The organism is Paenibacillus ehimensis NBRC 15659 (genome assembly GCF_004000785.1).
In the GTDB taxonomy this organism is placed as follows: Bacteria; Bacillota; Bacilli; order Paenibacillales; family NBRC-103111; genus Paenibacillus_G; species Paenibacillus_G ehimensis.
The window spans coordinates 36,733-47,083 of sequence record NZ_BILX01000050.1 but is presented as its reverse complement, the minus strand read 5'-3'; the positions used below and the strand labels follow the sequence as shown (position 1 = coordinate 47,083).

Here is a 10,351-nt window from a genome sequence, read left to right as displayed (position 1 = left end):
ATAGCCCGTGCCGGTAGTGTGTCCCGGCCAGGTTTGGTAGCCGCCGGCGCCTGCCCCGCCAGTCGGCGGGCCTTGATAGCCCGTTCCTTGAGGGCCTCCATATATACCGGGGCCCCCGCGTTCGTCAGGATATCTTTCCAGGGGTGCCTCATCGTCCGGCGTCTCCGAAAAGAACTCATCGTACGAATCGGTGTAAGGAATCTCTTCGTAACTCATGGTACCCTCTCCCTTTTACTTGGTAGGAAGCATACGTTATATGTACTATGCTAATGCCTATAATCCTTACCAAGTATATGAGACGGGAGCCCAAACGTGACCGGAAAAAAGGGAGGGCTTGTTTCTTTTTTCACAAAGAAGAACGGCGGGTAATTTACTTTGGCTCAACCCGCTCCCTCTTATCCACTTCAATGGCTTCCTCGGCATTATGTTTACCGTAGCCCGGCTGCCTGTAATCCGGGTTGCCCAGCTTCTCCATGATCCGCATTTTTTCGATATGTCCGCGTGTTTCGGGCGTTCCCAGCCGATAGATCATAGCATACAGCTCCCGTACTTGGGCGTTGTACTCATCGGTTGCTTCGTCATGATCCGCCGATTTGTAAGGCACTCCGGCGCGGGCGAACGTCTTCTCCGTTTCGGCCTCGTAACTGCTCATAAGCCACCGCAGCTCCCGAATTTCTTGATCGGTGGCTTCAACCGCATATTCATAGGAGTAGTCTCCGAGATCCGCAAGCGTCTGCGCATCCTCGATCGTACCCGTACCGACGGAAACGTAATACCTTTTTTTGAGCACCATAATCCCCTCCCGTTAAGAAAACTAACTCTTCTTAACCTGGAGGGGAGAGCTTGAACCAAAGTCAGGACCTGGCGGGAGCGTCGAAACGGAGATCCCGTACAAATATTCCTCCGGTGCCTGTATGCTATGCTTCAACTTATAAAGTAAGTTCCCGCAGGCGGGTTGACGGATTTTCGAACCCGCTTTCAACTCAAAAACATCGCCACCATCGCCGTAACGATCAGCCCCGCGATGACGGGCTTCAAATTGCGCCGCGCCAGTTCGAACGGATCGACGCCGCAGATGGCGGCTGCCGGGACAAGCGCCCACGGCACAAGCGTGCCTCCGCCGACCCAGATCGCGGCGATCTGCCCGAGCGCGGTCAACGTGGCAACCCCCGAACCGATGGCAGCGGCAAAAAGACGGGCGATCGAGCCGGCCAGCGAAATGCCGGAGAAACCGGAGCCGTCGAGACCGGTAATGGCGCCGACAGCCGTCAACGTGACCGCGCCGATCGCCTGGTTGAGCGGCACCGCGTGGGCGAGTGCATAGCCGAGATCGTTGACAAGACCGTGCGAGCCTTTGGGCAGTACGCTGCCGAAAATGTCCGTAAGCGCCGAGTCGCCGAGATAAAAGAACGCGGCTATCGGGATGACCGGTCCGAATACCTTAAAGCCGAACAGGAAGCCGTCGACCAAATAGCCGGTCGCCCGCTCCAGCCCGTGCCCTCGGTGTGTCAGCAATGAGACAAGGAGCATCGCAAGCAGCGCGGTTCCGCCGACAAGCGCAGTGGCGTCGCCGCCTTGCAGCTTGAACGCGAACATGACGGCCACATCGGCGGCGAACAGCAGCGCAATGACCCACGCCAGCGCAATCCGGCCCGCGCGCGGCAGCTGAGAGGCTTTTGCCTCCGTTTTGCCGACTCCTGCCTTATATGCCGCCGCTGCGCTGCCGTCGCCCGGCGTAAGCCGTCCTTGCCGCATCTCACGGCGCAGCATCCAGAAGGCGGTCACTGTCGACACGGCGCCCATGACAAGAACGAGCGGCACGCTGGCCTCCATCACGGCGGCAACAGGGATGCCGGCCGCATCGGCCGTCAGCTTCGGCGCGCCCTGGATGACATAGTCGCCGGACAGCGCGATGCCGTGGCCGAACAGGTTCATCGCCATGGCTGCACCGATCGCGGGCAAGCCTGCTCTTAAAGCTGCCGGAAGCAGGACCGCCCCTACGAGCGCAACGGCCGGGGACGGCCAGAAAAACCACGACATGGACATCATAAGAAGGCCAATGATCCAGAAAGCAAGCGCCGGAGTCCGGATGAACCGGGCAAACGGCGAGATCATGGTCTCGCCCACGCCGCTTTTCTCCAGCACCTTGCTCATCGCCACGACGATGCAAATGATCAGGATCGTGCCGAGCAGCTCTTTCATGGCATAAATAAAGCTGTGGAATACGCCGCTGACCGAAGCATGAAGCGATCCCGTCGAGAGCATCCCGATCAGCACGATGCCGGTAATGCAGACGATCGTCGTATCCCGGCGCATCACCATAAATCCGATAATCAACAAAACGAACAGCAGATACGCGTAATGCAGTGAAATTAGTGCGATACCCAAACATCCCACCTCCACTGGACAAAAGCCTAACGCCTTTGTACTACCAGCGTATGCGGACAGCGGAAAAGGGTGAGAACATGCTCTGCTTTTGCCGGCGGACCAGTCACCGGGGCGGAGCACGCCAAAAAGACCGCTCCAGGAGCGGTCCGTCCGTTGCAGCCTCAACGTCTGCGCAATTTTTCAAAGCTTGCCAAACAGGCTTGTCCGCTAAAAAACCAGGACATCCGCCAGTTTACATCCGGCATCTAACCCCTTAGCTGCGGCTCCCTGCTTCTTCGCGGCGCAGCACGAATTTCTCGACGACGTGCTTGACGCCGTCCTCATTATTGCTGAAAGTCACATAATCGGCGATTTCCTTCAACGATTCGACGGCGTTGCCCATCGCGACGCCAAGACCTGCCACCTCCAGCATTTCGCGGTCGTTCCAGCTGTCTCCGATACCGATGACCTGCTCGAGCCCGATGCCGAAATGCTCGGCCAGATGCGCAAGCGCATGTCCTTTGGTGCCTTCGATATGCACGATTTCCAGAAAATGCGGCTTCGATTTCGTAATGTGCACCTGCCCGCCGGTCAAGCCGCGGAGCCGCTCCGCGACGCGGTCAAGCAGCTCCGGCTCGTCGATGATCAGCAGCTTCATCGAAGGCTGTGCCGCCAGCTCTCCGAAGTTCGGGTAGACGGTATAAGGGATTTTCGAAAGCGCGGCGTACGCTTTCGCTTTATCGTTGTCTTCCTTGACATACAGTACGTCGTTCACGTACGTTTGTAAATGCAATCCTTCGGATTCGCAAAAATCGAATATGAGCTGAGCCGCGTCGGCGGGCACGGTCCGTTCGTACAAGACGCGTCCGTCGATCGAATTTTTGACGAGCGACCCTTGATATGTGATCAGCGGCACGTTCAGTTCCAGCTGACCGGCAAGCTGCTTGGCCGAGGCGTACATCCGCCCGGTGGCCAGCGTAACGATCACTCCTTCGGCCAACGCTGCGGCGAGCGCCTCCTTGGTTCCTTCGGTGATCTGTTTCTCGTCGTTAATCAGCGTATCGTCGATGTCGATTGCAAGCATCTTGTACATGGTGCGTTCTCCACTCCCGTAAAGTCAAATTGCCCTCATTATAACGTACGGCGGATAATTTTCAAGTTTTTTGTCTGCAAACGGAGAGCCGGGCCGACGAAAGGGAAGGGATAAGAGCGGCCAAGCCCACCGATTTCGATACAGCTGGTAAGGCATGTTGATTTCTGTGAGTAATTAGTACTAAAAAAATAGTCCGAATTGCCCGATGATTAATTTATAATTCATTTAGTTATACGAGGGCTTAAACTTGTGCAGCGCTTCCCTTGGCATCAACACGTGATACCACAATGAGATGGGGCGGATGGGTTATGAACTGGATCGCTTGGCGTAAACCGATGATCGCGTTGATAGCGGTCTACTTTGCGGTATTCGCCGCAGCAAAATGGGGCTTTGGGGCGGGCGAGCGCTTTTTCTTGTTGTGGGAGGTTATTCCGCCAGCGGCTTCGTTTGCCATGCTGCTGCGGACTTATCAGGCCCACCGGGGGAGCGCGGGAGCGTTCTGGATGCTGATGACCGCGGGCGCCTGTTTCTATTTGCTCGGGCAGTTGATCTGGGCCTTCTATGCCTGGGTGCTGGTTGTCCGTCCACCGACGATCAGTTTAGCCGACCTGTTCTGGAACCTGCAAACCGGGTTGTTTTTTGCCGCTTTGTTTTACTTGTTGTTCCGGGAAAAAAGCATCTCGCAAGGCATCCGGTTTCTCTTCGACTGTATCATGATCCTGCTGATCGTCGGTACGGTCAGCTGGGAATTCGTCATCCGGCCCAACCTGCAGGCGATGCTGTCCCATCCCGACGGGTTCGGTCAGGCGGCGGTGCTGTCTTACCCGATAACGGATTTCGGGATCTTGCTATGCCTCTTCGTTCTTCATTTCGCCTATACGCCTTTGTTCGATCGGCGGGTGCTTGTCTTGATCACCTTCGGTTTCGTCGTCTTTATCGCCGGAGACATGATTTATGTGCTCGACGTGATCTCGGGGAACTATCAGGCAGGGCAGTGGTACGATCTGCTGTGGAGCGCGGGTCTGTTTGCTTATGGCTTCGCGGGCTGGTATGCTTCCCATCCCCAAGACCGGCCTGCGGCGGAGGCGCGGTTCTTCTCCGGCGCCCGTCTGCTGCGTTTGCTTTTTCCTTATGCCGGCTTCGCGATCTTATTCTTGTTAATGCTTCACCGCATCGACCAGTTGGACGCTGTTGTGACAGGAACAGTCATGGTGACCGCCCTGATCTTGGTACGCCAAATCTCCATGCTTCTGGAGAATGAAAGACTGGTCACCCGGCTCAAACAAATGCTCGAAAATAGCGAGTTTCTTGCATCCCATGACGACTTGTCAGGGCTTCCGAACAAGCGTTTATTCGAGCGAAAGGCGCAGGAAGCGATCGAGAACGCCTCGCAGGACGGGCAGCCGTTTGCGGTACTGTTTCTCGATCTGGACCGCTTCAAATACATAAACGACAGCCTTGGCCATGTAACGGGCGACGAATTAATCCGTCAAGTGGCGGAACGGATTCGGGGAATCGTTCCGGAGACATGCCTCGTCGCGCGCCAAGGAGGCGACGAATTTACAATTCTGACCGAACCGCTTGCCTCCTCCAGGCAAGCGCAGTCGCTGGCGGAGTCGATTCTTCGGGCCGTCGCCGAGCCTTTCAAGGTAGGGGTTCACGAGATTCAGACTTCAACCAGCATCGGCATCGCGGTGTACCCGGAGGACGGCTTGACCAAAGCCGACCTGATGAAGCATGCGGATGCGGCCATGTATCAGGCCAAAGAGCTCGGCGGGGACCGTTTCCGGTTCTTTACGCCGTCGCTGAAGGACGGCATGCTGAGAAGCATCCTGATGGAGCGCGCGCTGCGGCATGCGCTGGATCATGACGAGCTGTTTCTGTGCTACCAGCCGCAGGTAAGCTCCAAAGATTTGGCGATCGTCGGGGCGGAAGCGCTGCTGCGCTGGAGGAATGCGGACGGGCATCTGGTGCCGCCTTCCGACTTTGTGCCGCTTGCCGAGGATACCGGCTTGATCGTGCCGATCGGCGATTGGGTCATTCGGACGGCGTGCAGGCAGGCGGTCGAATGGGAGCGGGAAGGGAGGCCGCCGCTGAAAATCGCGGTTAACGTCTCGCCCAGACAGCTTGTGCAGGACGGCTTCGTAGACAAGGTGGCCGGTATTTTGAAGGAAACGGGAATGGCCTCCGGCCGGCTGATTATCGAAATTACGGAAGGCGTCGCGCTGCAGAATACGAAGGAAACGACCGATACGCTGCTGCGCCTCAAAGCGTTGGGCCTGCATATCTCGATGGACGATTTCGGTACGGGGTATTCGTCGCTCGGCTATTTGCGGACCTTCCAAGTCGATTCGCTCAAAATCGCGCAGTCGTTCGTCGGGGAAATGGCCGAGAACGAAGGACATGCCGGAATTGTCAAAGCGATTATGGCGATGGCCCGGAGCCTGAATTTATCGGTTGTGGTGGAAGGCGTGGAGACGGAGGAGCAGGTGAAGCTGCTACAAGCGATCGGCGATTGTACGATTCAAGGCTATTACTTTTATAAACCGCTGCTGCCTGAAGATTTTTCCGCTTTACGGGATAAGGTGAAGCAATAAAACCCGCAGACCTGAACGAGCCAGGGCCTGCGGGTTTCCTTGTGCAGCGGCGTTATTTTTTTAGATCCAGCCGGATTTCGCGGCCGTCGTTCGGCAGGGAGAGCGGCTGGCCGGCAGCGCCCTTCTCCTTCATATAATCAACCCAGGCGTCCAGCATGATCATGCCGTCCTTCCAGTCCTTCACTTCCGCGAACGTCGTGAATCCGTCCCCGGAGCCGGTCGACATGAAGTCGTTGGTCGTCACTTTGAAGGTGCGGCTGTCGTTCAGCTTCCCGTCGACATAGATCGGGGTGCCGTCCAGAAGCGTAATTTTGCTGTATTTCTGGCCCTGCGGCTTCGTATTGTCCCACTCGACCTTCAGACCCGAGAACTGCATGGCCGGCAGCTTGGAATATTGGTCCGTCACCTCAAGCAGCGTCTTGATCTGGGCGGCGGTCATCGTGCCGGTGCGGTTGTAGTTGCCGAACGGCAGCACCTCGAACATCATGCCGTAGGTGACTTTGCCCGGCTCGATATCCGCGCGCAGACCGCCGATGTTCGTGAAGGCGATATCGGACTTCTCGGCCCAGCGCATCGCATCGGTAACGGAGTTGCCGATCGGCGTCACGCCGTCACGCACCTGATTGCCGTTGATGTCGTACCGGTAGGAGCGGGTCGTCCATTTTTCGGCGGCTACGGCGATTTGCTTATTGGTTTGCTCGGCAATTTTCGCCTGGTAGTCGGCGACCGTTTTTTGCACGTCTTTGTTTGCGGTCGTCAGATTCGTGTACGTTTCCAGCAGGCTGGCGTTCGAGGAAACGACTTTTTTGCTTTCTTTATCGACATATAGCTGAATGTGGCCGACGGCGTACAGCCAGCTTTGCGCTTCGACGACCGGAATGTGGTTCACGATCCCTGCTACGCGCTTATGGGAATGGCCCCCGACGATCGCGTCCAGCGTGCCGTTGCCTGTTCCGTTCGCCAGATCGACGAGCTCGCCCATAATTTGCTGCGATTTGGCGTCCTGCTCGCCCGGCAGGTGAGAAGTCACCATGACGATGTCGGCTCCTTTGGCGCGCAGCTCGGCCGACAGCTCCTTCGCGTACGGAACCGGATCGGCGAATGTCAAGCCTTCGATGTTGGTGGACTTGGTCGTCGTCTTGGTCTGCGGCGTGGCGAGGCCGATAATGCCGACCTTCAGCCCGCCTTTCTCTACGATGGTATAAGGCTGCGTCCAGTCGACGCGCTTGCCGGTTTTATCTTCGATGATGTTGGCTCCGAGAATCGGGAACTTCGCTTTTTTGATATTGTCGATCAGCGTGTCCCGGCCGAAGTCGAACTCGTGGTTGCCGATGGCGGCGGCGTCATATTTGACCTGAGCCATCGAATCGATGACGGATTGGCCGTTCGTCGTATTGGAGATGAGCGTTCCTTGCCACGCGTCTCCTCCGTCCACGACGACCGTGCCGCCGGGGTTGACCGAACGGAAGTCGTCGACGATGCCGCCGAGCGTTTCGATGCCGCCCTGCGCCTGGTTGCGCTTCTTGTCAAAGCCCACTTCGATATGGCCGTGAATGTCGTTCGTCGTAAGAATATCGATAACTTGGAAAAGAACCGGTTTCAGTGCTTTGACCGCTTCGTCGCGAGTCACGGAGCCCTTCGGATCGAAATTGCCGTCCAGCTTTGGCTCGAACAGGCCGGCGAGCACCCCGTACGCAACATACGGACGGGACGACTCGCTGATGGAGGAGGCGTCTTTGAAGTAGCTCAGCACGTTCTGGTTTACTTTCGGCGCTTGGCCTTTGGTGAGTGCGCGCACGACGAGAACGGCCAGCTCTTCGCGGGTCACCGGACGGTTCGGCTCGAAGAGGCCGCTGTCGCCTTTGGATACGATGCCGGCCGCGACGGCGTTGGCGACGGCTTCCAGCTGCCATGCCTCCAAGTCGGGGAACGGCTGCGCCGATTTGTCGCTCTTCGCGAGCTTGGCCGCCCGGTTCAGCATGGTGACGAGCTCCGCGCGGGTGACCGGCCGGCTGCCGCGCAGGTCGGTGTCGTTCGGATACCCTTCTACCGCTCCTTTCTCGAAGGCCAGCTGCATGTCCGATTTGGCGGGAGTCGAAGCGGCGGCTTTGGTCCCCGTCGCCGGTTCGGCCGCCAGCGCGTAAGGGACGCCGGAGAACCCGGGCGCGCCCAGCAGCGAGGCGGAGAGCACCGAAAGGATGGCGGTTTTTTTCCAGTGGGACGAATGCTTGGTCAAATGATTTTCCTCCTCAACCGATGGTGATATATGGGAACAAATCTATTATATCGGATAAATGTCATCGGGGTGTGAACGCGATTCATATTTTTTTTGATGAAGCGGGCCTTGAAAGTTTGCTATAATAGAACGATCACGAACGATCGAGGTGCGACCGATGCAAAAATATTTAGATCTGCTGCAGGACATCATGGCGAACGGGGTGCGCAAGGAGGACCGTACCGGAACCGGGACGATCTCGGTATTCGGGCGGCAGCTCCGGTTCGATTTGTCCGAGGGCTTTCCTTTGCTAACGACGAAAAAGCTTCACATCCGCTCGATCTTGCACGAGCTGCTGTGGTTTTTGAGCGGGGACACGAATATCCGCTATTTGCAAGAGAACGGTGTCACGATATGGGACGAGTGGGCGGACGAGAACGGCGATCTCGGGCCGGTTTACGGCTCGCAGTGGCGTTCGTGGCCGGCGCCGGACGGACGGAGCATCGATCAGATCGCCAAGCTGATCGAGCAGATCAAGCGGAATCCCGATTCGCGCAGGCATCTGGTCAGCGCGTGGAATCCTGCCGAAGTGGACAACATGGCGCTGCCGCCTTGCCATTATGCGTTCCAGTTTTACGTCGCGGACGGCAAGCTGTCGTGCTTGTTCAACATGCGTTCGGTCGATACGTTTCTCGGGCTGCCGTTCAACATCGCAAGCTATGCGTTCCTGACGCATATGGTGGCGCAGCAGTGCGATCTGCAGCCGGGTGAGCTGATCTGGACGGGCGGGGACGTGCATATTTACGCCAACCATGTGGAGCAGGTCAACCTGCAGCTGACCCGCGAGCCGTATCCGCTGCCGCAGCTGGTGATCAAGCGGAAGCCGGATTCGCTGTTTGACTACCGGTTCGAGGATTTCGAGATTATCGGATACCAGAGCCATCCGTCGATTAAAGCGCCGATCGCGGTATAACGGGAGCGTACGGTGGCATCATTAGGCAAAAAGGTCGTTTGCGATTAGCAAAGCGGCATACTATACGCAAGGAGAGGTTGGCGTGACGATTTCTTTCATACTCGCGATGGACGAAGCCCGCGGCATCGGCATCAACAATACGCTGCCGTGGCGCTTGCCGGCGGATTTGGCTTATTTCAAGCAAACGACGAAGGGACATACGGTGCTGATGGGCCGCAAGACGTTCGATTCCATCGGCAAGCCCTTGCCCGGACGGCGCAATGTCGTGCTGACCCGGGACGAGCGGTTTGCTGCGCCAGGCTGCGAGGTGGTCCATTCGGCGCGGGAGGCGGCTGCCGACTACGGCCGCGGCGGAAGCCGGGCCGACGAGGAGCTGTTCGTCATCGGCGGCGCGGAGGTATACCGGCAGCTGCTTCCGTTCGCGGACCGGCTGTATATTACCGAGATCGCGCACCGGTTCGCAGCCGATACGTTTTTTCCCGAGCTTACGCCCGGCGAATGGCGTGAGGTGTCGCGACAGCGGGGTGTGAAGGACGAGAAAAACCCGTATGACTACGATTTTGTTGTATACGAGCGAATCGGAATGTAACGTTTCTCCAAAAAAGGAATGAAGCCGGAGTTTTTCGCGCATCTTAAAGGTTGAACCGTGTGCACATCCAGCATGATTGAGAGGAAGATGCCGAACATGACACAGGTCAACCAGCACCAAATGCCGATCCGGCATGTGATCGACAACGCGGAGAAGGCGATCCAGGTGGCCAAGGACGCCGAAATGGCCGTCCGCCACGCGCAGCTTCAGTCCGACCCGCACAAGCTGTCCGCAGCGCTCGCGGAGCTGGAGTCGGCGCAGCAAGCGCTGGCGAAGGCGCAGAGCCAGATGGCGGCGCAGGACCACGAGCATCACGAACAGGAGCTTGTTCAGGTGCAGAACCAGTTGGATCAGGCGCAGCAAAGCTTGGATGTGGTCGCATCGAACACCGAGCAGCCGAGGCAAATTCGCTGACCGGATGCAGGTTCGTGCGCCACGAATCAATTAACTGAAAAAAAGCACAGGCCAGCCGTAGAGATGCGGCAGAGCTTGTGCTTTTTGTATGTTGTGGAACTTG

Annotated in this window: 8 protein-coding genes and 1 pseudogene; 4 read left to right on the top strand and 5 right to left on the bottom strand. The window is 57.5% G+C overall.

The window, feature by feature from the left end:
• From PEH01S_RS35170 to PEH01S_RS23495, 4 genes and pseudogenes are all read right to left on the bottom strand, one after another.
• Positions 1-216: pseudogene (locus PEH01S_RS35170) on the bottom strand (hypothetical protein); the annotation flags it as partial.
• A 154-nt stretch (positions 217-370) separates the two neighbouring features.
• On the bottom strand, positions 371-793 hold the full coding sequence (locus tag PEH01S_RS23505) for a hypothetical protein (RefSeq protein WP_246063049.1): 423 nt from the start codon (positions 791-793) through the stop codon (positions 371-373).
• 185 nt (positions 794-978) lie between these two features.
• Positions 979-2,388 (bottom strand): hypothetical protein, encoded by a 1,410-nt coding sequence (locus PEH01S_RS23500; protein ID WP_127488378.1) that lies wholly within the window; start codon positions 2,386-2,388, stop codon positions 979-981.
• Positions 2,389-2,641: 253 nt separating this feature from the next.
• Positions 2,642-3,460, bottom strand: coding sequence for a Cof-type HAD-IIB family hydrolase (locus PEH01S_RS23495; protein WP_127488377.1), 819 nt, complete (start codon positions 3,458-3,460; stop codon positions 2,642-2,644).
• A 308-nt stretch (positions 3,461-3,768) separates the two neighbouring features.
• On the opposite strand from PEH01S_RS23495, the gene PEH01S_RS23490 reads away from it, so the two are divergent.
• Positions 3,769-6,057, top strand: coding sequence for a putative bifunctional diguanylate cyclase/phosphodiesterase (locus PEH01S_RS23490; RefSeq protein WP_127488375.1), 2,289 nt, complete (start codon positions 3,769-3,771; stop codon positions 6,055-6,057).
• A 52-nt stretch (positions 6,058-6,109) separates the two neighbouring features.
• Here PEH01S_RS23490 and PEH01S_RS23485 read toward each other — a convergent pair whose 3' ends face one another.
• Positions 6,110-8,293: a 5'-nucleotidase C-terminal domain-containing protein gene (locus tag PEH01S_RS23485; RefSeq protein ID WP_025849437.1), complete on the bottom strand. Its 2,184-nt coding sequence runs from the start codon at positions 8,291-8,293 to the stop codon at positions 6,110-6,112.
• 157 nt (positions 8,294-8,450) lie between these two features.
• Between PEH01S_RS23485 and thyA the strand changes: the two genes are divergently transcribed.
• The 3 genes from thyA (at position 8,451) to PEH01S_RS23470 (ending at position 10,248) form a co-directional block, all read left to right on the top strand.
• On the top strand, positions 8,451-9,245 hold the full coding sequence (gene thyA / locus PEH01S_RS23480) for a thymidylate synthase (protein WP_127488373.1): 795 nt from the start codon (positions 8,451-8,453) through the stop codon (positions 9,243-9,245).
• Between the two features lie 82 nt (positions 9,246-9,327).
• Positions 9,328-9,834: a dihydrofolate reductase gene (locus PEH01S_RS23475; RefSeq protein WP_127488371.1), complete on the top strand. Its 507-nt coding sequence runs from the start codon at positions 9,328-9,330 to the stop codon at positions 9,832-9,834.
• Positions 9,835-9,930: 96 nt separating this feature from the next.
• A complete protein-coding gene (locus PEH01S_RS23470) occupies positions 9,931-10,248 on the top strand; it encodes a hypothetical protein (RefSeq protein ID WP_025849440.1) in 318 nt (105 codons plus the stop codon).
• Positions 10,249-10,351 lie beyond the last annotated feature (103 nt).

What these genes read in the sequence shown, in the direction of transcription:
- PEH01S_RS23505 (WP_246063049.1), bottom strand. Translation starts at nt 793, where the DNA reads ATGGTGCTCAAAAAAAGGTATTACGTTTCCGTCGGTACGGGTACGATC.
- PEH01S_RS23495 (WP_127488377.1), bottom strand. Translation starts at nt 3,460, where the DNA reads ATGTACAAGATGCTTGCAATCGACATCGACGATACGCTGATTAACGAC.
- PEH01S_RS23490 (WP_127488375.1), top strand. Translation starts at nt 3,769, where the DNA reads ATGAACTGGATCGCTTGGCGTAAACCGATGATCGCGTTGATAGCGGTC.
- thyA (WP_127488373.1), top strand. Translation starts at nt 8,451, where the DNA reads ATGCAAAAATATTTAGATCTGCTGCAGGACATCATGGCGAACGGGGTG.
- PEH01S_RS23470 (WP_025849440.1), top strand. Translation starts at nt 9,931, where the DNA reads ATGACACAGGTCAACCAGCACCAAATGCCGATCCGGCATGTGATCGAC.